At 69.6% G+C, this 23,927-nt stretch carries 23 protein-coding genes; 19 read left to right on the top strand and 4 right to left on the bottom strand.

Features of this window, described 5'->3' with window-relative positions:
* The first annotated feature begins 94 nt into the window (after window positions 1-94).
* Genes metH through B8W67_RS03510 form a run of 6 tightly spaced genes read left to right on the top strand, consistent with a single transcriptional unit; the run spans window position 95 to window position 7,086 of the window.
* Window positions 95-3,829 carry a methionine synthase gene (metH, locus tag B8W67_RS03535; RefSeq protein ID WP_085302291.1) on the top strand — a complete coding sequence of 1,245 codons (3,735 nt, stop codon included), beginning with the start codon at window positions 95-97 and terminating at the stop codon, window positions 3,827-3,829.
* A gap of 12 nt (window positions 3,830-3,841) precedes the next feature.
* On the top strand, window positions 3,842-4,537 hold the full coding sequence (locus tag B8W67_RS03530; RefSeq protein ID WP_085302290.1) for an HAD family hydrolase: 696 nt from the start codon (window positions 3,842-3,844) through the stop codon (window positions 4,535-4,537).
* Window positions 4,534-4,815 carry a phosphoribosyl-ATP diphosphatase gene (locus B8W67_RS03525; RefSeq protein WP_085302289.1) on the top strand — a complete coding sequence of 94 codons (282 nt, stop codon included), beginning with the start codon at window positions 4,534-4,536 and terminating at the stop codon, window positions 4,813-4,815. The genes B8W67_RS03530 and B8W67_RS03525 overlap by 4 nt, the downstream gene beginning before the upstream one ends.
* Window positions 4,812-5,669, top strand: coding sequence for an ATP phosphoribosyltransferase (gene hisG, locus B8W67_RS03520; protein WP_174254726.1), 858 nt, complete (start codon window positions 4,812-4,814; stop codon window positions 5,667-5,669). Before B8W67_RS03525 ends, hisG begins: the two co-directional genes overlap by 4 nt.
* Before the next feature lie 47 nt (window positions 5,670-5,716).
* A complete protein-coding gene (locus B8W67_RS03515; protein ID WP_069390843.1) occupies window positions 5,717-6,199 on the top strand; it encodes a DUF4126 family protein in 483 nt (160 codons plus the stop codon).
* 53 nt (window positions 6,200-6,252) lie between these two features.
* Complete coding sequence (locus tag B8W67_RS03510) at window positions 6,253-7,086, top strand: tRNA (adenine-N1)-methyltransferase (protein ID WP_085302288.1); 834 nt, start codon at window positions 6,253-6,255, stop codon at window positions 7,084-7,086.
* A 93-nt stretch (window positions 7,087-7,179) separates the two neighbouring features.
* Here B8W67_RS03510 and B8W67_RS03505 read toward each other — a convergent pair whose 3' ends face one another.
* From B8W67_RS03505 to B8W67_RS03490, 4 genes are read right to left on the bottom strand one after another with little or no spacing between them, the layout of a single operon-like run.
* Window positions 7,180-8,112 carry a hypothetical protein gene (locus B8W67_RS03505; RefSeq protein ID WP_085302287.1) on the bottom strand — a complete coding sequence of 311 codons (933 nt, stop codon included), beginning with the start codon at window positions 8,110-8,112 and terminating at the stop codon, window positions 7,180-7,182.
* A 9-nt stretch (window positions 8,113-8,121) separates the two neighbouring features.
* The gene (locus B8W67_RS03500) at window positions 8,122-8,415 is read right to left on the bottom strand and encodes a DUF503 domain-containing protein (protein WP_085302286.1); all 294 of its coding nucleotides are present in this window, start codon (window positions 8,413-8,415) and stop codon (window positions 8,122-8,124) included.
* 6 nt (window positions 8,416-8,421) lie between these two features.
* Window positions 8,422-9,015: a lipoprotein LppK gene (gene lppK / locus B8W67_RS03495; RefSeq protein ID WP_085302285.1), complete on the bottom strand. Its 594-nt coding sequence runs from the start codon at window positions 9,013-9,015 to the stop codon at window positions 8,422-8,424.
* Between the two features lie 11 nt (window positions 9,016-9,026).
* Entirely contained in the window at window positions 9,027-9,512 is a 486-nt protein-coding gene (locus tag B8W67_RS03490) for an MTB12 family secreted protein (protein WP_109470010.1), read from the bottom strand.
* Between the two features lie 162 nt (window positions 9,513-9,674).
* Here B8W67_RS03490 and arc point away from each other — a divergent pair, with 162 nt between their 5' ends.
* The 13 genes from arc (at window position 9,675) to B8W67_RS03425 (ending at window position 23,925) form a co-directional block, all read left to right on the top strand.
* Entirely contained in the window at window positions 9,675-11,513 is a 1,839-nt protein-coding gene (gene arc / locus B8W67_RS03485; RefSeq protein ID WP_069390848.1) for a proteasome ATPase, read from the top strand.
* Between the two features lie 34 nt (window positions 11,514-11,547).
* The gene (locus tag B8W67_RS03480; protein ID WP_234806651.1) at window positions 11,548-12,078 is read left to right on the top strand and encodes a DUF4333 domain-containing protein; all 531 of its coding nucleotides are present in this window, start codon (window positions 11,548-11,550) and stop codon (window positions 12,076-12,078) included.
* A 55-nt stretch (window positions 12,079-12,133) separates the two neighbouring features.
* Window positions 12,134-13,642, top strand: coding sequence for a depupylase/deamidase Dop (gene dop / locus B8W67_RS03475; RefSeq protein ID WP_163797010.1), 1,509 nt, complete (start codon window positions 12,134-12,136; stop codon window positions 13,640-13,642).
* 98 nt (window positions 13,643-13,740) lie between these two features.
* A complete protein-coding gene (locus tag B8W67_RS03470) occupies window positions 13,741-13,935 on the top strand; it encodes a ubiquitin-like protein Pup (RefSeq protein WP_069390850.1) in 195 nt (64 codons plus the stop codon).
* A gap of 5 nt (window positions 13,936-13,940) precedes the next feature.
* The gene (gene prcB / locus B8W67_RS03465; protein WP_069391006.1) at window positions 13,941-14,819 is read left to right on the top strand and encodes a proteasome subunit beta; all 879 of its coding nucleotides are present in this window, start codon (window positions 13,941-13,943) and stop codon (window positions 14,817-14,819) included.
* Entirely contained in the window at window positions 14,816-15,547 is a 732-nt protein-coding gene (gene prcA / locus B8W67_RS03460; protein WP_069390851.1) for a proteasome subunit alpha, read from the top strand. The genes prcB and prcA overlap by 4 nt, the downstream gene beginning before the upstream one ends.
* A 75-nt stretch (window positions 15,548-15,622) precedes the next feature.
* On the top strand, window positions 15,623-16,981 hold the full coding sequence (gene pafA, locus B8W67_RS03455) for a Pup--protein ligase (protein ID WP_109470011.1): 1,359 nt from the start codon (window positions 15,623-15,625) through the stop codon (window positions 16,979-16,981).
* Window positions 16,982-17,032: 51 nt separating this feature from the next.
* Complete coding sequence (locus tag B8W67_RS03450) at window positions 17,033-18,025, top strand: helix-turn-helix transcriptional regulator (protein ID WP_085302283.1); 993 nt, start codon at window positions 17,033-17,035, stop codon at window positions 18,023-18,025.
* 5 nt (window positions 18,026-18,030) lie between these two features.
* Window positions 18,031-18,999: a helix-turn-helix transcriptional regulator gene (locus B8W67_RS03445; RefSeq protein WP_085302344.1), complete on the top strand. Its 969-nt coding sequence runs from the start codon at window positions 18,031-18,033 to the stop codon at window positions 18,997-18,999.
* An 84-nt stretch (window positions 19,000-19,083) separates the two neighbouring features.
* Complete coding sequence (tatA, locus tag B8W67_RS03440) at window positions 19,084-19,323, top strand: Sec-independent protein translocase subunit TatA (RefSeq protein WP_069390854.1); 240 nt, start codon at window positions 19,084-19,086, stop codon at window positions 19,321-19,323.
* 46 nt (window positions 19,324-19,369) lie between these two features.
* Window positions 19,370-20,305, top strand: coding sequence for a twin-arginine translocase subunit TatC (gene tatC / locus B8W67_RS03435; protein ID WP_069390855.1), 936 nt, complete (start codon window positions 19,370-19,372; stop codon window positions 20,303-20,305).
* Window positions 20,289-23,045, top strand: coding sequence for a DEAD/DEAH box helicase (locus tag B8W67_RS03430; protein ID WP_069390856.1), 2,757 nt, complete (start codon window positions 20,289-20,291; stop codon window positions 23,043-23,045). Before tatC ends, B8W67_RS03430 begins: the two co-directional genes overlap by 17 nt.
* 61 nt (window positions 23,046-23,106) lie before the next feature.
* The gene (locus B8W67_RS03425; RefSeq protein ID WP_069390857.1) at window positions 23,107-23,925 is read left to right on the top strand and encodes a DUF4333 domain-containing protein; all 819 of its coding nucleotides are present in this window, start codon (window positions 23,107-23,109) and stop codon (window positions 23,923-23,925) included.
* Window positions 23,926-23,927 lie beyond the last annotated feature (2 nt).

The raw sequence follows: 23,927 nt of genomic DNA, 5'->3' as shown, positions 1-23,927 counted from the left end.
CGTCGAGAGGCGTTGCAACGGCGTGTCGGGTTCTACCGGTGGCCGCCACGCTCGACGGAGTTCAAGGACGCCTTCCGTCACGGAGGGAGCCCGCGTGAATAACTTTGAGCCCAACATCCGGCCCGATTGCACCGATGAGCTGACCGCCGCGCTGCGTCAACGGATCGTGGTGATCGACGGCGCGATGGGCACGGCGATCCAGCGGGACCGTCCCGATGAGGCCGGTTACCGCGGCGAGCGGTTCAGCGACTGGCCGAGCCCGCTGCAGGGCAACAACGACCTGCTCAACCTGACGCAGCCACAGATGATCGAGGGCATCCACCGCGAGTATCTCGAGGTGGGCGCCGACATCATCGAGACCAACACGTTCAACTCGACCGCGATCTCGCTGTCCGACTACGACATGGCGGAGTTGGCCTACGAACTGAACTATGCCGGCGCCGCGCTGGCCCGTAAGGCCGCCGATGAGTTCAGCACGCCGGAGAAACCCCGTTATGTGGCGGGCACCCTGGGGCCGACGACGCGGACGGCGTCGATCTCACCGGATGTCAATGACCCCGGTGCCCGCAACATCACCTACGACCAGTTGGTCGCCGCCTACCTCGAAGCCGCGGGTGGGCTGGTCGACGGCGGTGCCGACCTCATCCTCGTCGAGACGATCTTCGACTCGCTGAACGCCAAGGCGGCGGTGTTCGCCGTCGAGACGCTGTTCGAGGACCGCGGACGCCGGTGGCCGGTCATCATCTCCGGCACCATCACCGATGCCTCCGGGCGCACGTTGTCCGGCCAGGTCACCGAGGCGTTCTGGAACTCGATCCGGCACGCCAAGCCCATCGCGGTCGGCCTCAACTGCGCCCTGGGCGCCCCAGAGATGCGGCCCTACATCGCGGAAATGGCGCGGATCGCGGACACCTTCGTCTCCTGCTACCCCAACGCCGGGCTGCCCAACGCGTTCGGCGAGTACGACGAGAACCCGGAGCGTCAGGCTTCCTACATGGCCGACTTCGCCGACGCCGGCCTGGTCAACCTGGTCGGGGGGTGCTGCGGAACGGCGCCGGAGCACATCGCCGAGATCGCCAAGGTCGTCGAGGGCAAGCCGCCGCGCGAGGTACCGAAAATCGAGGTGGCCACCCGGCTGGCCGGCCTGGAGCCGCTCAACATCACCGATGAGTCGCTGTTCGTCAACATCGGTGAGCGCACCAACATCACCGGCTCGGCCCGGTTCCGCAACCTGATCAAGGCCGAGGACTACGACACCGCCCTGTCGGTGGCCTTGCAGCAGGTCGAGGTCGGCTCACAGGTCATCGACATCAACATGGACGAGGGCATGATCGACGGCGTCGCCGCGATGGACCGGTTCACCAGACTGGTCGCGGCCGAACCGGACATCAGCCGCATCCCGGTGATGATCGACTCCTCCAAATGGGAGGTCATCGAGGCGGGCCTGAAGAACGTGCAGGGCAAGCCGATCGTCAACTCGATCTCGATGAAGGAGGGCGAGGAGAAGTTCATCCGCGAGGCGCGGCTGTGCCGCAAATACGGCGCCGCCGTGGTCGTGATGGCGTTCGACGAGCAGGGGCAGGCCGACAACCTGGAGCGCCGCAAGGAGATCTGCGGGCGCGCCTACCGGATCCTGACCGAGGAGGTCGGATTCCCGGCCGAGGACATCATCTTCGACCCGAACTGCTTCGCGCTGGCGACCGGCATCGAGGAACACGCGACCTACGGCATCGACTTCATCGAGGCCTGCGCCTGGATCAAGGAGAACCTGCCCGGGGTGCACATCTCCGGCGGTATCTCGAACGTGTCGTTCTCGTTCCGGGGCAACAACCCGGTCCGCGAGGCGATCCACGCGGTGTTTTTGTTCCATGCCATCAAGGCCGGCCTGGACATGGGCATCGTCAACGCCGGAGCGCTGGTGCCCTACGACTCGATCGACGCCGAGTTGCGCGAGCGGATCGAGGACGTCGTGCTCAACCGTCGCGCCGACGCCGCCGAGCGGCTGCTGGAGATCGCCGAACGGTTCAGCACCGCAGCGAAGACCGGGGAGGATGGGGCTCCCGCGGCGGCCGAGTGGCGATCGCTGCCGGTCCGCGAGCGGATCACCCACGCCCTGGTCAAAGGCATCGACGCCAACGTCGACGAGGACACCGAGGAATTGCGGGCCGAGATCGCCGCCGCCGGCGGGCGGCCGATCGAGGTGATCGAGGGCCCGCTGATGGACGGCATGAACGTCGTCGGCGACCTGTTCGGCGCGGGCAAGATGTTCTTGCCCCAGGTGGTGAAGTCAGCGCGGGTGATGAAAAAGGCCGTCGCCTACCTGCTGCCGTTCATCGAGGCCGAGAAGCGGCCCGGTGAAGCCGAGCACACCAACGGCACCATCGTGATGGCGACGGTGAAGGGCGATGTCCACGACATCGGCAAGAACATCGTCGGGGTGGTGCTGCAGTGCAACAACTACTCCGTCGTCGACCTCGGCGTGATGGTGCCCGCCGACAAGATCCTGGCCGCGGTCAACGAGTACGACGCGGACATGGTCGGCCTGTCCGGCTTGATCACCCCGTCGCTGGAGGAGATGGCGGGTTTCGCCGCCGAAATGGAACGCGAAGGCCTCGAGATCCCGCTGCTCATCGGCGGCGCGACCACCTCGAGTGCCCACACGGCGGTCAAGATCGCCCCGCGACGCAAAGGTCCGGTGATCTGGGTCAAGGACGCCTCCCGGTCGGTGCCGGTCGCCGCCGCGCTGCTCGACGACAAGCAACGGCCGACGCTGCTGGAGCAGACCGAGAAGGACTACGCGTCGCTGCGGGCACGGCACGCCCAGAAGAGTGAGCGGCCGATGGTGCCGCTGGAGAAGGCCCGCGCGAACCGGACGCCGATCGAGTGGGACGGCTACACACCGCCGGTGCCCGTTACCGGGACTGGGGTGTGGGAATTTCTCGACTACGACCTCGCCGAGCTGCGCGAGTACATCGACTGGCAGCCGTTCTTCAACGCCTGGGAGATGAAGGGCCGCTTCCCCGACATCCTCAACAACCCGGCGTCGGGGGAGGCCGCCCGCAAGCTCTACGACGACGCCCAGCAGATGCTCGACGACGCGATCAGCCAGAAGTGGCTGACGGCCAACGCGGTCATCGGATTCTTCCCGGCCAACGCCGTCGGTGACGACGTCGAGGTCTACACCGACGACACGCGCACCGAGGTGCGAACGGTATTCCACAACCTGCGCCAGCAGGGTGCGCACCGCGAAGGCATCGCGAACAAGTCACTGGGTGATTTCATCGCACCCAAAGAAACGGGTCTGGCCGACTACATCGGCGCCTTCGCCGTCACCGCCGGCCTGGGCAGCGGCGAGAAGATCGCGGAGTTCAAGGCAGACCTCGACGACTACAGCGCGATCCTGCTGGAGTCGGTCGCCGACCGGCTCGCGGAGGCCTTCGCCGAACGGATGCACCAGCGGGTTCGCAAGGAGTTCTGGGGATTTCAGCCCGACGAGGCCTTGGACAACGACGCACTCATCGCCGAGAAGTACCAGGGAATCCGCCCCGCGCCGGGCTACCCGGCGTGCCCAGAGCACACCGAGAAGGCGACGATCTGGAAGTTGATGGACGTCACCGAGCGCACGCGCATCGAGCTGACCGACTCGATGGCGATGTGGCCCGGTGCCGCCGTCAGCGGCCTGTACTTCTCGCACCCGCAGTCGCAGTACTTCGTGATCGGCCGGTTGGCCCAGGACCAGGTCGCCGACTACGCCAAGCGCAAGGGCTGGACATTGCCCGAGGCCGAGCGCTGGCTCGGCTCCAACCTCGGCTACAACCCGGAGGACTGAGCCCTGTCAGCACTGAGCGCCGTGCTGTGGGACATGGACGGCACCCTCGTCGACTCCGAGAAGCTCTGGGACATCGCGCTGGTGGAGCTTTACGCACATTTCGGTGGTCGCCTCGACGCCGCGGTGCGCCACGCCACCGTCGGCAGCTCTGCGGAGGCCGCGATGCGGATCGTCTACACCGACCTGGGGCGTCCGCTGGACCCAGCACTCATGCGTGCGTCGATCGCGTGGATGCACGCCCGGGTCGGTGAACTGTTCGGTGCCGGGTTGTCGTGGTGTCCGGGGGCGCGGGAGCTGCTCGACGCGCTGGCCGCCGCCGCGGTGCCGATGGCGCTGGTGACCAACACCACCCGGTCGCTGACCGATCGCGCCCTCGAGCAGATCGGTGGGCACTACTTCGCGGCCTCGGTCTGTGGCGATGAGGTGGTGCACGCCAAACCGGCCGCCGACCCCTACCGGGTGGCGGCCGCCGCGCTGGGGGTCGCCCCGGCGCACTGCCTGGTGATCGAGGACTCGGTGACCGGGGTGACCGCCGCACAGGATGCGGGCTGCCCGGTGCTGGTGGTGCCCAACGCGGTCACGGTGCCGGCGGGCCCGGGCCGCCACCACGTCGAATCGCTGATCGGACTGGGTCCGGATGACCTGCGCCGGATCCATGCCGGGCTGGGCTCCGCCGAAACCGATGTGACGGTGCCGGCGGAGCCGTGAAACAATCCCTGCCTGTGAAGACCTTCGAGGATCTCTTCGCCGAACTCGGGGAGCGTGCGCGCACCCGGCCCGCGGGCAGCGCCACGGTCGCCGCCCTGGACGCCGGGGTCCATACGGTGGGCAAAAAGATCCTCGAGGAGGCCGGTGAGGTGTGGCTGGCCGCCGAACACGAAGGCGACGACGCGCTGGCCGGCGAGATCAGTCAGCTGCTGTACTGGACGCAGGTTCTGATGATCGCGCGGGGCCTGACCCTCGATGACATCTACCGGAAGCTGTGACCGTGCTGCGCGTTGCCGTGCCCAACAAGGGCGCTTTGAGTGAGGCGGCCGCCGAGATGCTCGGCGAGGCCGGATACCGCCGTCGCGGCGACACCAAAGACCTGACCGTGCTCGACCCGACCAATCAGGTGGAGTTCTTCTTCCTGCGCCCCAAGGACATTCCGATCTATGTCGGCTCCGGTGACCTGCACTTCGGGATCACCGGCCGGGACCTTGCGCTGGAATCTCAAGCGCCGGTGCGTGAACGGCTGGCCCTGGGCTTCGGCCGGTCCAGTTTCCGCTACGCCGCCCCGGCGGGGCAGGACTGGACGGTGGCCGATCTGGCCGGCACCCGTATCGCCACGTCGTATCCGAACCTGGTGCGCAACGATCTCGCCCAACGCGGCATCGAAGCCGAGGTGATCCGACTCGACGGGGCGGTGGAGATCTCGATCCAACTCGGCGTCGCCGACGCCATCGCCGACGTGGTCGGCTCCGGGCGCACCCTGCGACTGCACAACCTGGCGGCCTTCGGTGAGTCACTCTGCGATTCCGAGGGGGTGCTCATCGAACGCGACGCCCCGGACGAGACGCTCAACGGTGCCCGCAGCCATCTGGCCGCGCGGGTGCAGGGAGTGGTCTTCGGTCAGCAGTACCTCATGCTCGACTACGACTGCCCCCGAGCGGTGCTCGACGCCGCCTCGGCGATCACGCCGGGGCTGGAATCGCCGACGATCGCTCCGCTGGCCGACCCCGACTGGGTGGCCGTGCGCGCGTTGGTGCCCCGTCGTGACGTCAACACCACGATGGACCGCCTCTCCGAGATCGGAGCCAAAGCGATCCTTGCCTCCGATATCCGGTTCTGCCGGTTTTGAGCCGTGTTACCGTCCGGTGATCATCGAGCCCGGGCAGGGAGGACGCCGTGACGCACTTCGTTGTTCTGTTACTGGCCGCGGGAATCGGTGTGATCGCCGGATTGCGGGCGCTGACCGCGGCGGCGGTGGTGTCGTGGGCCGCCGCGCTGCACTGGATCAACTTGAACGACACCTGGGCGTCGTGGATGGATACCCCCGTCACGGTGACCCTGCTGACGATCCTCGCGCTCATCGAACTGGTCACCGACAAGCTGCCCAGCACCCCGGATCGCACCATCGCGGTTCAGTTCGGTGCGCGGCTGGTGCTGGGGGCATTCGCCGCCGCGGTCATCGGCACCGCCTGGGGCTACCCGTGGAGCGCGCTGGGCGCCGGCGTGTGCGGCGCGGCAGTGGGCACGTTCGGCGGCTACGAGATCCGCAAACGCCTGGTGCCGGCCACCGGCGGCCACCACCTGTCGGTCGCGCTGCTGGAGGACCTGGTGGCGGTACTCGGCGGGATCGGCATCGCCGCGCTGGTCGCCGTGGCCTGATCCGGCCGGGCCGGTTCGCGCGGGTGAGCGCGCGGCTGGCAGGCTAGACCACCGTGTCTGTTACCGGCCCGTTCACCGTCGGCGACCGTGTCCAACTCACCGACCCCAAAGGCCGGCGCTACACGGTGGTGCTCGCCGCCGGTGCGGAGTTCCACACCCACCGGGGGGCGGTGCTCCACGACGACCTGCTGGGGCTGCCGGAAGGCAGCCTGGTCAAATCGACCAACGGTGACCCGTTCCTCGCGGTGCGTCCGCTGCTGGTCGACTATGTGCTGTCGATGCCGCGCGGGGCGCAGGTCATCTATCCCAAAGACGCCGCCCAGATCATCCACGAGGGCGACATCTTCCCCGGTGCGCGGGTTCTGGAGGCCGGCGCCGGCTCCGGGGCGATGACCTGTTCACTGCTGCGGGCCGTCGGGCCGACCGGGCAGGTGATCTCCTACGAGGTGCGCGACGATCACGCCGAGCACGCCCGGCGCAACGTCGCGACGTTCTTCGGCGAGACCCCCGCCACCTGGCGGCTGGTCCTCGGCGACCTCGCCGGCACCGACCTGCCCGACGGATCCATCGACCGGGTCGTGCTCGACATGCTCGCCCCGTGGGACGTGTTGGCGGCGGTGGCGCGGCTGCTGGCCCCGGGCGGGGTGCTGATCGTGTACGTGGCCACCGTCACCCAGCTCTCGCGGGTGGTGGAGGCGCTACGCGAACAGCAGTGCTGGACCGAGCCGCGGTCCTGGGAGACGTTGCAGCGCGACTGGGACGTGGTGGGCCTGGCGGTGCGCCCCCAACACAACATGCGCGGGCACACCGCGTTTCTGGTCTCGGTACGCCGCCTGGCGCCCGGGGTGATCACCCCGACCCGGCAGCGCCGAAAACGTCACATTTAGACCGTGAACATCGGCCGGATCGCGGCCGCCTCGATGTCGTCGAGTGCGTACGCACCCGGCACGGCGGTGCTACGCAGCGCCGCCGGGAACGGGTCACGACGGCGACGGAGATCGCGACGGTGCGTCGGCTCTTCGGCGGCGGCGTAGAACGCACCTGCCGAGTAGTGGTGGGTGGCGTCGGCCGGCAGGTAGTCGCGGACCAGCGGCGGCCGCCCCGCTGGCGCTCACCAGGTAGTCGCGCAGAATCGAACCGGTCGCCAGCACTGCGCCGCGCCGCGCCGCATAGGCGATGAAGAATCGACGAATTGTGTTACGCCAGCGGGGGTCCCGCAACGGATCGGCCAGCACCGTCAGATGGTCGCAGACCGTCGGAGTGTTCCTTGCCGCTCCGAGGCCACCGCTCAGGCAGGGCCGGCGGGTGGTGAACGCGAGCGAAAAGTCCTCGTTGTGGAAGCAGGCGTAGAAGCGCTCTTCGCCGTCGCGGTCCAGCCGATACTGGAACGGCTCGACGTTGCCGAACCGGCGCGGCAGCGCCTCGGGGAGCATGGATTCGGCCAGTTCCAGCCACAGTCGCGGTCCGTCGACGGGGTCGGAGCCCGCTGTCGGGGTGTACCAACGGAGTTGCACGATGCTGGCCCGGCCGGTGCTCGGGGCGGCAACCGCGCGAAACTTCGCTGTGCCCAACGGTTCACCGGACTGCTCATCGACGGCCACCCCCTCGGATGCCGTGGCCAGTTTCTTGGCGAACCGGACCGCGGTCGGCACCTCAGCGGCAGTGCTGCCCTCGACGATCACCTGCCAGCAGAGTCCCGGTTCCAGCACATGCGGCACCGCCGCGACGGGCACATCTTCGGGTTCGATCCGGAATGGCCCGAAAACGGTGAACGAGTAACCAGCGCCGCGCCGTACCTTGGTCTCGACGTCATCGGCCGCCTCGACCGACAGTCCGGCAATCGACGCGATAAGGGCCGGTAGGTCGAGTGGGATGTCTCGGCCCGGGGCGTACACGGTGAGATCGTAGGACATCGCGGGACCTCAATCGTCGCTGCGGCGCAGGCCCCGACCGGCGGAGAGCAGCTCGATCTCCGGGCGGCCGGCCAGCAGCCGTTCGGCGGCGTCGAGCACCGCGACGACGTGGGCGCGGTCCCCGGCGGCGACCGCCACCCCGATCCCGGCGCGCCGATGCAACTCGGGTGTGCCGGTCTCGGCGGCCGACACCGCGAACTTGCGGCGCAACTCGGCGATGATCGGCCGGACCACCGACCGCTTCTGCTTCAACGAGCGCACGTCGCCGAGCAGCACGTCACATTCCAGCCAGCCGATCCACATCGGGGCTCACCCGGGCGGCTCGGGCGCCTCGGGCTCCGGTGGCGGGGCCTGACCGGGCTCCTCCGGCGCGGGGGCATCCGAAGCGGGGCCTTCCGGCGCGGGGGCCTGAACGTCCATCAGCATCGTGAAGGTGTCCTTGGACAGCTGCCACTGATCGTTGGTGCGCACGAACTCCATCGGCAGGGAGAAGCCCGGATCGTCGCCGTCCTTGGTGACCGTGATGGTGGCCAGCACGTCGTCGGGCGGGCCGCCATCGGCCCAGCCGAGGTCCGCGGCGGTGAAGGTCGCCGGACGGTAGCCGTTGTCGCGCATGGCGGCGGCGAAGCGGTCCAGGGTCTCGGCGTCCTCGCCGCTGGAGCCCTGCACCAGGGTGAGTTTCTCGCCGCCGGGAACCTCCGGGTCGGCGAGCCGGTAGAGCACGTCGGTGAGCGCGCCCGGCTCCGGCAGCCCAGCATCCACCGGCGGTGCCGCAGGTGTCGTCGAGGCCGACACCTGCGTGCTCAACGCCGGCGGCGGGGCCGCGTCCGGGGCGCACCCGGGCAGCGCCAACGCCGCGCCGAGCGCCACGGCACCACCGAGCGCGGTCAGTGTCCGGCGCATGCCTGCTCCGCTCAGCGGGCCCCGGCGGCCTGCATGATCGTCATCGCCGAGGTGCGCGACAGTTTCCAGCCGCCCTGATTGACGAAGGTGATCGTCATGGTCTGCGGGGCCATGTTCGGACCCGAGACGGTCACGTCCGCGGAGGCGGTGCCGGGACCGGCCGGGGTGACGTTGGCCACATCGAAGGACAGCGGCAGGCTGCCCGCATCGGCGGCCTTCTGCAGTCGCTTGTCGGCGACGTGGCCCTCCACCGGGCCGATACCGCCTTCGACCAGGTAGCTCTTGCTGGCGAACGGCGTGCCCGGGTTGGCCAGACTGGACAGGATGCCGACGAGATCGCCGGCGGTCGGCACGTCGGCGACGGGGTCCAACGGCAGCGGCGCGCCGAAGACCACCGGCTGGATCTGGGGGGCCGTCGGGGCCGGTGCTGGGGTGACGCCGGCCGCGGCGGCACCGAGGGCCACCACCGCCGCCACGCCTGTGGCTAGGGATTTCACGATGAGATGCGTCCTTTCAGTCGGCCCGACTCGGGCCAACTGGGAAACAAGGTTAACAGCGCCGCCGGGTGTGTCGAATTCTTACATCGCGCATCCGATCGCGATCGCCGGTAGCGTTGAACTAGCCACCCGCCGGGTCCGGCGCGGGAAAGGAGGGTTCCCATGGGCGAATCAGAGCGTGACGCGTTCGGTGTTCCTCGCGACAACTCCCCGTCCGGCGCGCTGTCGAGCGAAGACGCCGCGGAATTGGAGCAGCTGCGCCGTGAGGCCGCGAGCCTGCGCGATCAGCTGCGTTCGGCACCCGGTGCCCGCGCGGCCGGGCGCAGTTCCCGCGAGTCCGCCCAGCTAGAGGCCCAGGTCGATTCGCTGACCACGCGCAACAGCAAGCTGATGGAGACCCTCAAAGAGGCCCGCCAGCAACTGTTGGCGCTGCGCGAGGAGGTCGACCGGCTCGGTCAGCCGCCCAGCGGGTACGGGGTGCTGCTCGGCGTCCACGACGACGACACCGTCGACGTGTTCACCTCCGGACGCAAGATGCGGCTGACCTGCTCGCCGAACATCGAGACCGCGGAGTTGCGCAAGGGCCAGACGGTGCGGCTCAACGAGGCTCTGACCGTGGTCGAGGCCGGCAGCTTCGAATCGGTGGGGGAGATCTCCACGCTGCGTGAGGTCCTCGGCGACGGTCACCGCGCGCTGGTCGTCGGCCACGCCGACGAGGAACGCATCGTGTGGCTGGCCGACCCGCTGATCGCCGAGGATCTGCCCGACGGGGTGCCCGATGCGCTCAACGACGACACCCGCCCCCGCAAACTGCGGCCCGGGGATTCGCTGCTGGTCGACGCGAAAGCCGGCTACGCCTTCGAACGCATCCCCAAGGCGGAGGTCGAAGACCTGGTGCTCGAGGAGGTGCCCGACGTCAGCTACGCCGACATCGGTGGGCTGGGTCGCCAGATCGAGCAGATCCGCGACGCGGTCGAACTGCCGTTCCTGCACGGGGAGCTCTACCGCGAATACCTGCTGCGTCCCCCCAAAGGGGTGCTGCTGTACGGCCCGCCCGGCTGCGGGAAGACGCTGATCGCCAAGGCGGTCGCCAACTCGCTGGCCAAGAAGATGGCCGAGGTGCGCGGCGACAACGCGAAGGAAGCCAAGTCCTACTTCCTCAACATCAAGGGCCCTGAGCTGCTGAACAAGTTCGTCGGCGAAACCGAGCGCCACATCCGGCTGATCTTCCAGCGTGCCCGCGAGAAGGCCTCCGAGGGCACCCCGGTGATCGTGTTCTTCGACGAGATGGACTCGATCTTCCGCACCCGCGGCACCGGCGTCTCCTCCGACGTGGAGACCACGGTGGTGCCGCAGCTGCTCAGTGAGATCGACGGTGTGGAGGGCCTGGAGAACGTCATCGTCATCGGTGCGTCCAACCGTGAAGACATGATCGACCCGGCGATCCTGCGGCCCGGGCGTCTCGACGTCAAAATCAAGATCGAACGCCCCGACGCCGAGGCCGCCCAGGACATCTTCTCCAAATACCTCACCGAGGACCTACCGGTGCACGCCGACGACCTCGCCGAGTTCGACGGCGACCGCGCGGCGTGCATCAAGGCGATGATCGTCAAGGTGGTCGACCGGATGTACGCCGAGATCGACGACAACCGGTTCCTGGAGGTCACCTACGCCAACGGTGACAAGGAAGTCATGTACTTCAAGGACTTCAACTCCGGGGCGATGATCCAAAACGTCGTCGACAGGGCCAAGAAGAACGCCATCAAATCGGTGCTCGACACCGGCCAGCCGGGGCTTCGGATCCAGCATCTGCTCGACTCGATCGTCGACGAGTTCGCCGAGAACGAGGACCTGCCCAACACCACCAACCCGGATGACTGGGCGCGGATCTCGGGCAAGAAGGGCGAACGGATCGTCTACATCCGCACCCTGGTCACCGGCAAGAGTTCGTCGGCCAGCCGGGCCATCGACACCGAGTCCAACCTCGGCCAATATCTGTAATCGCCCGTCCGGCGGGTGCATTAATGTCACGGGCATGACGATGCGCATGACCGGGTCGCTGCTGTCGGCGGTGCTGCTCGCGCCGCTGGCGGGGTGCAGTCTTTTGTCCTCCTCCGGTGGGCCCGATTACGGGAAATTGGAGTCGGCGATCCACGACAAACTCGTCGAGGAGTACGCCGGGATCGGCCATGAGCCCTCGGAGGTGACCTGCCCGCGGCCGAAGGAGACCCCCAAAGCCGGGGAGGTGTTCGTGTGCACCACCCACGTCGACGGCAACGACGACCTGACCGTGCACATCGAGGTCACCGCCGGCGACGACGGCCGCGCCGACTTCAAGACGGTCGACACCCTCTACGACCTGCCCGACGCCGCGGAGAAGCTCGGCACCCAGATCTCCGAGGACCAGGGTTTCGCGGTCACCGTCGACTGCGGGCAGGGCGTGAAGGTCGTCGCCGAGGGGGACTCCTTCGAGTGCACCGCCACCGACCCGGCGGGTCAGAACCGCACCGTCAAAGTGACCGCCGGACCCGTCGACAAGGGCGACACCTGGGAGCTGCTGCCCTGACCGCGCGGCATCACCGCCAGAACCCGCCCGGCGGGCACACCCTAGGGTGGACGGCATGCAGCGGATCATCGGGACCGAGGTCGAATACGGCATCTCCTCGCCGACCGACCCGAGCGCCAACCCGATCCTGACCTCCACCCAGGCGGTGTTGGCGTACGCGGCGGCCGCCGGGATCCAGCGGGCCAAACGAACCCGCTGGGACTACGAGGTGGAATCCCCGCTGCGCGACGCCCGTGGCTTCGACCTGAGCCGCACCGCCGGGCCACCGCCGATCGTCGACGCCGACGAGGTCGGCGCCGCCAACATGATCCTCACCAACGGTGCCCGGCTCTACGTCGACCACGCCCACCCGGAGTACTCCGCGCCCGAATGCAGCGACCCGCTGGACGCCACCATCTGGGACAAGGCCGGCGAACGGGTGATGGAGGCCGCGGCGCGCCACGTCGCCAGCGTGCCCGGGGCGGCCAAACTGCAGCTGTACAAGAACAACGTCGACGGCAAGGGCGCTTCCTACGGCTCCCACGAGAACTACCTGATGAACCGGTCGACCCCGTTCTCGGCGGTGATCGCCGGGCTCACCCCGTTCTTCGCGTCGCGTCAGGTGGTGACCGGCTCCGGCCGGGTCGGCATCGGCGCCTCGGGGGAGGAGCCCGGCTTCCAGCTCTCCCAGCGGGCCGACTACATCGAGGTCGAGGTGGGCCTGGAGACCACGCTCAAACGCGGCATCATCAACACCCGCGACGAACCGCACGCCGACGCGGACAAATACCGGCGGCTGCACGTCATCATCGGTGACGCCAACCTCGCCGAGACCTCCACCTACCTCAAGCTGGGCACCACCGCGCTGGTGCTCGACCTGATCGAGGAGGGGCCCCAGCACGGCCTGGACCTGGCCGACCTGGCGCTGGCACGCCCGGTGCACGCGGTGCACGCGATCAGTCGTGACCCGTCGCTGCGCGCCACCGTCGCGCTCGTCGACGGCCGCGAGCTCACCGGCCTGGCCCTGCAGCGCATCTACCTCGACCGGGCGGCCAAGCTGGTCGACGCCCGCGACCCCGATCCCCGCGCCACCGACGTCCTGGAAACCTGGGCGAGGGTGCTCGACCTGCTCGAACGCGACCCCGCCGAGTGCGCGGAGCTGCTGGACTGGCCGGCCAAGCTGCGCCTGCTGGAGGGCTTCCGGCAGCGGGAGAACCTGCACTGGTCGGCGCCACGGCTGCACCTGGTCGACCTGCAGTACTCCGATGTGCGGCTGGACAAGGGCCTGTACAACCGGCTGGTGGCCCGCGGGTCGATGAAGCGGCTGATCAGCGAACAGCAGGTGCTGCACGCGGTGGAGCACCCGCCGACCAACACCCGCGCCTACTTCCGCGGGGAGTGCATGCGCCGGTTCGGCGCCGATATCGCGGCGGCCAGCTGGGATTCGGTCATCTTCGACCTCGGCGGCGAGTCGTTGGTGCGCATCCCCACCCTCGAGCCGCTGCGCGGCAGCAAGGCCCACGTCGGCGAGCTGCTCGATTCGGTGGACAGTGCCGCCGAACTGGTCGATCAACTCACCACCTGAAGCGTCGTACCCCGCGGCGGCGGACCGCCCGCCCGGTAGGCTGAAGGACGCTGGCAGGTGCGGGTGACCACCGGCCAACCAACGAGCAGGAGGCAGCGATGGCTCAGGAGCAGACCAAGCGCGGCGGTGGCGGCGGCGATGACGACGACGTCACCGGCGATGCCGGAGCCGGTCAGGAGCGTCGCGAGAAGCTGGCGTCGGAGACCGATGATCTGCTCGACGAGATCGACGATGTCCTGGAGGAGAACGCCGAGGACTTCGTGCGGGCCTACGTGCAAAAGGGTGGCGAGTGACCTGGATGTTCGACGCTGCCCAGCGCGCTGACCCCCGATCGGCGTTCAGCGAACTCTCCTCGTTCTCCGAGCTGTTGCGCCGACAGGCCCCCGAGCTGTTGCCGACGACGGCTGCGGAGACCGGACAGATCGGTGATCGGTTGCCGCACGGCACCACGATCGTGGCGCTGAAATACCCCGGCGGTGTCGTCATCGCCGGGGACCGACGGTCCACCCAGGGCAACATGATCGCCGGGCGTGACGTGCAGAAGGTGTACATCACCGATGAATACACCGCCACCGGGATCGCCGGCACCGCCGCGGTCGCGGTCGAATTCGCCCGCCTCTACGCGGTGGAGCTCGAACACTACGAGAAGCTCGAAGGGGTGCCGCTGACGTTCGCCGGCAAAGTCAACCGGCTGGCGATCATGGTGCGGTCCAATCTCGGCGCGGCAATGCAGGGGCTGATCGCGTTGCCGTTGCTGGCCGGCTACGACATCGACGCCGCCGATTCGGCCGGCGCCGGGCGGATCGTGTCGTTCGACGCCGCCGGCGGATGGAACCTCGAGGAAGAGGGCTACCAGTCGGTGGGGTCGGGCTCGCTGTTCGCCAAATCGTCGATGAAGAAGCTCTATCACCGTGTCCACGACGCAGACTCGGCGCTGCGGGTGGCCGTCGAGGCGCTCTATGACGCCGCCGACGACGACTCCGCCACCGGCGGGCCGGATCTGGTGCGCGGGATCTTTCCGACCGCGGTCACCATCGACGCCGACGGCGCCGACGACGTCGCCGAGGCCCGCATCGCCGAGCTTGCCCGCGAGATCATTCAAAGCCGCTCGCGCGCGGACACTTTCGGTCCCGATGCCGGTGATGCCGAGACCGGCGGCCAGGGGGGTGCGCAGTGAGCTTCCCGTATTTCATCTCCCCCGAACAGGCCATGCGCGAACGCAGCGACCTGGCGCGCAAGGGCATCGCCCGCGGCCGCAGCGTGGTGGTGTCGGCCTATGCCGACGGGGTGCTGTTCGTCGCGGAGAACCCGTCGCGGTCGCTGCAGAAGGTCAGCGAACTGTATGACCGGGTCGGCTTCGCCGCCGTCGGCCGGTTCAACGAGTTCGACAACCTGCGGCGCGGCGGCATCCAGTTCGCCGACACCCGCGGCTACGCCTACGACCGCCGTGACGTCACCGGACGTCAACTGGCCAACGTCTACGCCCAGACACTGGGGACGATCTTCACCGAGCAGGCCAAACCGTATGAGGTGGAGCTGTGCGTGGCCGAAGTGGCCCACTACGGCGAGACGAAGAACCCTGAGCTGTACCGCATCACCTACGACGGCTCGATCAACGACGAGCCCCACTTCGTGGTGATGGGCGGGACCACCGAACCGATCATCGCGGCGATGAAGGAGTCCTACACCGAGGGCGCGCAACTCGCCGACGCCGTCCAGGTGGCGGTGCGCGCCCTGCACGCCGACAACGGTGAGGGCGCCGAACCGCGGATGCTCGGCCCGGGCACCCTGGAGGTGGCGATCCTCGACGCCGGCCGTCCCAAACGCGCATTCCGGCGGATCAGCCGGGCCGCCCTGGAAACGCTGCTGCCGGAGCCGGAGCCGGAGCCCGATCCCGCCGAGTAGCCTCTGCGAGCTCCCGAGGGCGGCATTGGTGCGGCAATCCCGAAGCGCTGCGCCCCGACCCAGTACGCTCAAGGGGTGCAGCGACGAATCATGGGCATCGAGACCGAGTTCGGCGTCACCTGCACGTTCCACGGCCAGCGCCGGCTGTCCCCGGACGAGGTGGCCCGCTATCTGTTCCGCCGCGTGGTGTCGTGGGGCCGCAGCTCCAACGTGTTTCTGCGCAACGGCGCCCGGCTGTATCTGGATGTGGGCAGCCACCCCGAGTACGCCACCGCCGAATGCGACAGCCTGCTGCAACTGGTCACCCACGACCGTGCCGGGGAGCGGGTCTTGGAGGACCTGCTCATCGACGCCGAGCAGCGACTCGCCGACGAGGGGATCGGCGGGGACATCTACCTGTTCAAGAACAACACCGACTCCGCCGGCAACTCCTACGGCTGCCACGAGAACTACCTGATCGTGCGGGCCGGGGAGTTCTCCCGGATCTCCGACGTGCTGCTGCCGTTCCTGGTCACCCGCCAGCTGATCTGCGGCGCCGGCAAAGTGCTGGCGACCCCGAAGTCGGCCACGTTCTGCCTGAGCCAACGCGCCGAGCACATCTGGGAAGGGGTTTCCAGCGCCACCACCCGCTCCCGGCCGATCATCAACACCCGCGACGAGCCGCACGCCGACGCCGAGAAATACCGGCGGCTGCACGTCATCGTCGGTGACTCCAACATGAGCGAGACCACCACCATGCTCAAGGTGGGCACCGCGGCACTGGTGCTGGAGATGATCGAAGCCGGCGTCGCCTTCCGCGACTTCTCCCTGGACAACCCAATCCGGGCGATCCGCGAGGTCAGCCACGACATCACCGGGCGCCGCCCGGTGCGACTGGCCGGCGGGCGGGAGGCCAGCGCGCTGGACATCCAGCGCGAGTACTACGCCCGTGCGGTGGAGTACCTGAAGAACCGGGCGCACGACGAGCAGCTGGAGCAGGTCATCGACCTGTGGGGCCGCCAACTCGACGCGGTGGAGAGTCAGGACTTCGCCAAGGTCGACACCGAGATCGACTGGGTGATCAAACGCAAGTTGTTCCAGCGCTACCAGGACCGCTACTCGATGGAGCTCTCCGACCCCAAGATCGCGCAGCTGGACCTGGCCTACCACGACATCAAGCGTGGCCGCGGGGTGTTCGACCTGCTGCAACGCAAGGGCCTGGTCGCCCGCGTCACCACCGACGAGGAGATCGACGCCGCCGTCGACGTCCCGCCGCAGACCACCCGGGCCAAGCTGCGCGGCGAGTTCATCAGTGCCGCGCAGGCCGCCGGGCGCGACTTCACCGTCGACTGGGTGCATTTGAAGCTCAACGACCAGGCGCAGCGCACCGTGCTGTGCAAGGACCCGTTCCGCTCCGACGACGAGCGCGTCAAACGGCTCATCGCCTCGATGTGACCCGCCGCGCCTGACCCCGCCCCGGCCGGGTCAGCGCTTAGGCTGGTAGCCGTGGCGAAACCCAAAGTCGAGCGGCTGTTGAACCTGGTGATCGCTCTGCTGTCCACCCGCGGGTATCTCACCGCCGAGAAGATCCGCGCCAGTGTGGTCGGCTACGACAACGCCAGCGACGAAGCCTTTGCGCGGATGTTCGAACGCGACAAGGCCGAACTGCGGGAGCTGGGCATCCCGCTGGAGGTCGGCCGCGCCTCCGCGAGTGACCCGATCGAGGGCTACCGGATCACCAGCGACGACTACAAGCTGCCGGAGATCACGTTGAGCGCCGGGGAGGCCGCCGCGGTGGCGGTCGCCGCGCAGCTGTGGGAGACCCCGGAGCTGATCACCGCCACCCAGGGGGCGCTGCTCAAGCTGCGGGCCGCCGGCGTCGACGTCGACCCGGATGCCTCCACCGCGATCGCCCCGGCCACCGACCTGCCCGGGCTGCGCGGCGGCGAGGAGGTGCTCGGCGCGCTGCTGGCCGCGGTCGACGCCGGCCAGCCGGTCGCCTTCGATCACCGGCCCAGCCGCGGCCGACCGGTCAACCGGCGCACCGTCGAACCGTGGGGGGTGCTCACCGCCCACGGACGGTGGTATCTCGTCGGCCACGACCGCGACCGCGACGACACCCGGGTGTTCCGGGTCTCACGCATCGTCGGCGCGGTCGAGCCGGTCGGGCCCGCCGGGGTGGTCACCCGCCCCGAGGGAGCCGACCTGCGCGCCATCGTCACCGCGGCGGTCTCGGCGGCCAGCACCGAGGAGGAGGTGACCGCGCGGCTGTGGGTGGCCGCCGGGCGCGCCACCGGGCTGCGCCGGTTCGCCACGGTGCTCGGCGCCGAGCGGCGCGGCGACCGCGACGGCGAGCTGATGACGGTCACGCTGCGCGCCGGGGACCAGCTGACCCGGCTGATCGCCGGGTACGGCGCCGACGCGGTGGTGCTGGAACCGCCGGCACTGCGCGAGGAGGTGCTGGCCCGACTGCACGCCAACACGGAGGTGGACCAGTGACCGGGATGACCGGAAGCGCCGAACGGCTGGTGCGGCTGCTCAATCTGGTGCCGTACCTGCAGGCCAACCCGCGGGTGCACCGCGCCAAGGCGGCCGCCGACCTCGGGGTCAGCGCCGAGCAGCTGGCCAGCGACCTGTACCTGCTGTTCGTCAGCGGCCGGCCGGGCTACCTGCCCGACGACCTGATCGACTACGTCGACATCGACGCCGATCACCTGGAGGTGACCTTCTCCGCCGGACTGGACTTTCCGCTGCGGCTGACCTCCCCGGAGGCCACCGGGCTGCTGATGGCGCTGCGCGCGCTCACCGACGTTCCCGGCGCGGTGGACGCCGCCGCCGCCCGCAGCGCGATCGCCAAGATCGAGGCGGCGGCGGGAGCGGCCACCGGGGCGGCCGACGGCGCCGCCGCCGTCGCCGAGCCCGCCCCCGCCGAGGGGGAGAGCGCCACGGCGGTCCGTGACGCCGTCGACACCCGCCGCGCGCTGAGCATCGACTACTACGCCGCCTCCCATGACACGCTGAGCACCCGGGTCGTCGACCCGATCCGGGTGGCGGTGATCGGCAACCACAGCTATCTGGAGGCGTGGTGCCGGGAGGCCGACGGGGTTCGGCTGTTCCGGTTCGACCGCATCGTCGACGCCTCGGTGCTCGACGAGCCGGCCGCGCCGCCGGAGCCGGCCGTGCAGGCCGGCACCGACACCTCGCTGTTCACCGCCGCACCCGGGCTGCCGGCGGCCACGCTGCGGGTGGCGCCGTCGGCGGCGTGGATGTTCGAGTACTACCCGATGCGGGTCACCGCCGAGGCCCCCGACGGGTCCTGCGAGGCGACGATGACCTACGCCTCCGAGGAGTGGATGACCCGGCTGATGCTCGGCTTCGGCGCCGAGGTGCAGGTGCTGGCACCGCCGGCCCTGGCCGACCGGGTGCGTGCTGCGGCCGCCGCCGCGGTGGCGGCCTACCGCGCCGACCCGTAACGCGACGGCGGTGTCGGCGGTGCGCGGCAGCCTCACCGCCGGCGTGCTGCGGTAGCATCGGGGCGACGTCTGGAGGTAACCAAAGTGGGCAGTCTGAGTCCGTGGCATTGGGCGATCCTGCTGATCGTGGTGATCGTGCTGTTCGGTGCCAAACGACTTCCCGACGCAGCACGGTCGCTGGGCAAGTCACTGCGCATCTTCAAATCCGAGGTTCGGGAATTGCAGAACGACACCAAGGCGCAGAACCCGCCGCCGGCGGCACCGCCGACCCAGGTCTCCGCCGAGCGTGTCGACCCGCCGGCGGCCGACGGTCGGTCGGCATAGCCGCGACCGGTCCCGCCGTGCGGGCTGACCGCACCGACACCCACTGATGGCGCGCACTCGTAGTTTGTTCACCCGGCTGGATCCGCGGCAGCGCCGCAGCCGCACCAACCCGGACGGCACCATGGCTCTCGCCGACCATCTGCGGGAGCTGCGCACCCGGCTGCTGATCTCGCTGGCGGCGATCGTGGTGACCACCATCGCCGGGTTCTTGTGGTATTCGCACCCGGTGTTCGGGGTGGAGTCCCTCGGCGAGTGGCTGCGCCACCCCTACTGTGCGCTGCCGCCGTCGGCGCGCGCCGACATCAGCGCCGACGGGCAGTGCCGGCTGTTGGCGACCGCTCCGTTCGACCAGTTCATGCTGCGTCTCAAGGTCGGTCTGACCGCCGGGGTGGTGCTGGCCTGCCCGGTCTGGTTCTACCAACTGTGGGCGTTCATCACCCCGGCGCTCTACCAGAAGGAACGCCGCTTTGCGGTGACGTTCGTGGTCTGCGCGGTGGTGTTGTTCATCGGCGGGGCGCTGCTGGCCTACCTGGTGTTGGCCAAAGCGCTGCACTTCCTGCTCACCGTCGGCAGCGACGTACAGGTCACCGCGCTCTCCGGTGACCAGTACTTCGGGTTCCTGATCAACCTGCTGCTGGTGTTCGGGATCAGCTTCGAGTTCCCGCTGCTGATCGTGATGCTCAACGCGGTCGGCGTGCTGCCCTACGCGCGGCTGCGGCAGTGGCGCCGCGGGCTGATCTTCGTGGTTTTCCTGTTCGCGGCCATCTTCACCCCCGGCTCCGACCCGTTCTCGATGATCGCGTTGGGACTGGCGTTGACGCTGCTGTTGGAGTTGGCCATCCAGGTGTCCCGCCTGCACGACAAGCGTCGCGCCAAACGGGCGGCGGCCGGGCTCGCCGACGACGAGGCCGCCACGATCGAGCCACCGACCCCGGTGGCGTCCCCGGAACCGGCACCCAGGGTCGATGACTCCATCACCTGACCCGCCCGACGCCGCCGCCGAGGGCCGGCTGGGGCGCTTCGCCGCGGGGTTGCCGTTTCCTCTCGACGGGTTCCAGCAGCGCGCCTGCGCAGCACTGGACGCCGGGCACGGGGTGCTGGTGTGCGCGCCCACCGGCGCCGGCAAAACCGTCGTCGGCGAATTCGCCGTGCACCTGGCGCTGACCGGTGGCGGGAAATGCTTCTACACCACCCCGATCAAGGCGCTGAGCAACCAGAAGTACGCCGACCTGCGGGAGCGCTACGGCGCCGAGCAGATCGGGCTGCTCACCGGGGACCAGTCGATCCACGGTGACGCCCCGGTGGTGGTGATGACCACCGAAGTGTTGCGCAACATGCTCTACGCCGACTCCCCGGCGCTGCGGGGCCTGTCGCACGTGGTCATGGACGAGGTCCACTTCTTGGCCGACCGGATGCGCGGCGCGGTCTGGGAGGAGGTGATCTTGCACCTGCCCGAGCAGGTGCGGCTGGTCAGCCTCTCGGCGACGGTGAGCAACGCCGAGGAGTTCGGCGGCTGGATCCAGACGGTGCGCGGCGACACCACCGTCGTCGTCGACGAGCACCGCCCGGTGCCGCTGTGGCAGCACATGCTGGTCGGCAAACGGCTCTACGACTTGTTCGACGACGACGGCGGCCGCCCCGGCGCCCCCGGGGCGGTCAACCCCGACCTGGTGCGGCACATCGCGCACCGCCGGGAGGCCGACCGGCTCGCCGACTGGCAGCCGCACCGGAACCGGCGGCGCCACCCGGTGCGCAGCTACCGCCCGCCGGGACGCCCGGAGGTGATCGGCACCCTGGATGCGGCGGGCCTGCTGCCGGCGATCACGTTCGTGTTCTCCCGCGCCGGCTGTGACGCCGCGGTCAAACAGTGCCTGCGCTCACCGCTTCGGCTGACCACCGAGGAGGAGCGCGAGCGCATCGCGGCGGTGATCGACCGGCGCTGCGCGGACCTCGCCGACGCCGACCTGGGGGTGCTCGGCTACTACGAATGGCGCGAAGGCCTGCTGCGCGGGCTGGCCGCCCACCACGCCGGGATGCTGCCGGGTTTCCGGCACACCGTCGAAGAACTGTTCACCGCCGGGCTCACCAAGGCGGTGTTCGCCACCGAAACCCTGGCCTTGGGCATCAACATGCCCGCCCGCACGGTGGTGCTCGAGCGGCTGGTGAAATTCAACGGCGAGGAGCACGCCGCGCTCACTCCCGGCGAGTACACCCAGCTGACCGGGCGCGCCGGGCGGCGCGGCATCGACGTCGAAGGCCACGCGGTGGTGCTGTGGCATCCCGACATCGAGCCGGCCGACGTGGCCGGGCTGGCCTCCACCCGGACCTTCCCACTGCGCAGCTCGTTCGCGCCGTCGTACAACATGACGATCAACCTCGTCGCGCGGATGGGCCCCCAGCAGGCGCACCGCCTGCTGGAGCAGTCCTTCGCCCAGTACCAGGCCGACCGCTCGGTGGTCGGGTTGGTGCGCGGGGTGCAGCGGGGCCGGCGCATGCAAGCTGAGATCGCCGCCGAACTCGGCGGTGACGACGCACCGCTGTTCGACTACGCCCGGCTGCGCGAACAGATCTCGCAGCGGGAGAAGGCGCAGGCCCGCGCCTCCCGGCTGCAGCGCCGCCGGGCGGTCACCGACGCGCTCGCCGCGCTGCGTCGCGGCGACATCATCAGCGTCACCCATCGGCGTCGCGGCGGCCTGGCGGTGGTGCTCGACCCCGCCCGCGACGACGTCGACCCACGCCCGCTGGTGCTCACCGAACACCGCTGGGCCGGTCGCATCTCGGCGGCCGACTACGGCGGAGGGGCCGCCCTCGGGACGATGCGGTTGCCCAAACGGGTCGAACACAAGCAGCCCCGGGTGCGCCGCGACCTGGCCTCCGCGCTGCGCTCGGCCGCCGCCGGACTGGCCGTGCCGTCGCGCCGGCGCGACACCGACGAGACCATCACCGACCCGGAGTTGGTGACGTTGCGCACCCGGCTGCGTGAGCATCCGGTGCACCACGCGCCGGAACGCGACACCGGGCTGCGCGAAGCCGAACGCTACCTGCGCATCGAGCGCGACAACGCGGCGCTGGACAAAAAGGTCGCCGCGGCGACGAACTCGCTGGCCCGCACCTTCGACCGCATCGTCGCGCTGCTCACCGAGCGTGGGTTCATCACCGCCGACAGCACCGCCGATGATCCCGATCCGCAGGTCACCGAGGACGGCCGGTTGCTGGCCCGCATCTACAGCGAGAGCGACCTGCTGGTCGCCGAGTGCCTGCGCACCGGCGCCTGGAACACGCTGGCACCGGCCGAGCTGGCGGCGGTGGTCTCCGCGGTGCTCTACGAATCCCGCGGCGACAGCGCCGGCGGCACCCACGGGCTCGACGCGCCGACCGCGCCGATCCGCCGGGCGCTGGCGGCCACCCTGCGGCTGTGCGCGGAGCTGCGCGCCGACGAGCAGCGCCACCGGCTGGCCACCGGGCGCGAACCCGACGACGGGTTCGTCGCCGCGATCCATCACTGGGCGCGCACCGGTGACCTGTCCGCGGCGCTGGCCGCCTCCGACGTCGCCGACACCGGTGCTCCGCTGTCGGCGGGCGATTTCGTGCGGTGGTGCCGCCAAGTCCTCGATCTCCTCGACCAGGTGCGCAACGCCGCACCCGATCCGGGGCTGCGGGCGACCGCCAAACACGCCATCGACGCGGTCCGTCGCGGTGTCGTCGCGGTGGAGGGAGGGTAGGCCGGTAGGCTGGGCCGCGCACAGTCGCCATCGTCGGCGAACGCAGCACACAGGAGATTTCATGAGCGGACCGCAGGAACCCGATCCGGCGAACCCCTGGCAGCCCCCCACCGAGCAGGGCGACGCCACGCCGGCGGACGGGTCGCAGGACGCCGTGGGCTTCCCGGGCGAGACCGCCCAGTGGGGCCCGCCGGACCAGCCGCCCGGCGAGGCGCAGCCCGCGTACCCGCCGACGACGTACCCGGCGATCCCCGGCTATCCGCAGCCCGAGCAGTACAGCCAGCCCACGCCGTATGTGCAGCCCGGCCAACCCGGCGCCTACGGGCAGACCACCCAGTACGCCCAGCCCGGCCAGTACGGGCAGCCGATCCAGTACGCCCAGCAGCCCGGCCCCTACGGTCAGACCACCCAGTACCCCCAGCCGGGTCCGTACGGTCAGCCGGTGTCGGGGATGCCGCCCGCACAGCCCGGCGCCGAGGCTCCCACCGGCCACCACGAACATCACCTGGTCGCCGACGCCCGCACCAAGTTCCTGGGGCTGCCGATCAGCGGTCGCGCCGCGGTCACCCTCGGGGTGCTCACCGCCGCGATCGTCGCCGCGGTCCTGGTGGTCGGTTTCGTCTGGCCCGGATACTTCGTCACCACCAAACTGGACATCGCGAAGACCCAGGACCGTGTGCAGCAGATCCTCAGCGACGAAACCAACGGGTACGGCGCCAAAAACGTCAAGGACGTCATCTGCAACGAGGGCAAGGGCGACCCGACGGTCAAAAAGGACGACAGCTTCGACTGTGAGGTCAGCATCGACGGCACCAAACGCCGGGTGACGGTGACCTTCCAGGACGATTCCGGCACCTACGAGGTCAGCCGACCCCGCTGACC

Source organism: Mycolicibacillus koreensis (genome assembly GCF_002104795.1).
Taxonomy (GTDB): Bacteria; Actinomycetota; Actinomycetes; order Mycobacteriales; family Mycobacteriaceae; genus Mycobacterium; species Mycobacterium koreense.
This window is presented reverse-complemented; position numbering and strand designations above follow the sequence as displayed.

Bases quoted from the DNA above. Each gene is read 5' to 3' on its own strand.
- B8W67_RS03505 (WP_085302287.1), bottom strand. From the start codon at position 8,112: ATGTCCTACGATCTCACCGTGTACGCCCCGGGCCGAGACATCCCACTC.
- B8W67_RS03500 (WP_085302286.1), bottom strand. From the start codon at position 8,415: ATGTGGATCGGCTGGCTGGAATGTGACGTGCTGCTCGGCGACGTGCGC.
- lppK (WP_085302285.1), bottom strand. From the start codon at position 9,015: ATGCGCCGGACACTGACCGCGCTCGGTGGTGCCGTGGCGCTCGGCGCG.
- arc (WP_069390848.1), top strand. From the start codon at position 9,675: ATGGGCGAATCAGAGCGTGACGCGTTCGGTGTTCCTCGCGACAACTCC.
- B8W67_RS03480 (WP_234806651.1), top strand. From the start codon at position 11,548: ATGACGATGCGCATGACCGGGTCGCTGCTGTCGGCGGTGCTGCTCGCG.
- dop (WP_163797010.1), top strand. From the start codon at position 12,134: ATGCAGCGGATCATCGGGACCGAGGTCGAATACGGCATCTCCTCGCCG.
- B8W67_RS03470 (WP_069390850.1), top strand. From the start codon at position 13,741: ATGGCTCAGGAGCAGACCAAGCGCGGCGGTGGCGGCGGCGATGACGAC.
- prcB (WP_069391006.1), top strand. From the start codon at position 13,941: ATGTTCGACGCTGCCCAGCGCGCTGACCCCCGATCGGCGTTCAGCGAA.
- B8W67_RS03445 (WP_085302344.1), top strand. From the start codon at position 18,031: ATGACCGGAAGCGCCGAACGGCTGGTGCGGCTGCTCAATCTGGTGCCG.
- tatC (WP_069390855.1), top strand. From the start codon at position 19,370: ATGGCGCGCACTCGTAGTTTGTTCACCCGGCTGGATCCGCGGCAGCGC.
- B8W67_RS03430 (WP_069390856.1), top strand. From the start codon at position 20,289: ATGACTCCATCACCTGACCCGCCCGACGCCGCCGCCGAGGGCCGGCTG.
- B8W67_RS03425 (WP_069390857.1), top strand. From the start codon at position 23,107: ATGAGCGGACCGCAGGAACCCGATCCGGCGAACCCCTGGCAGCCCCCC.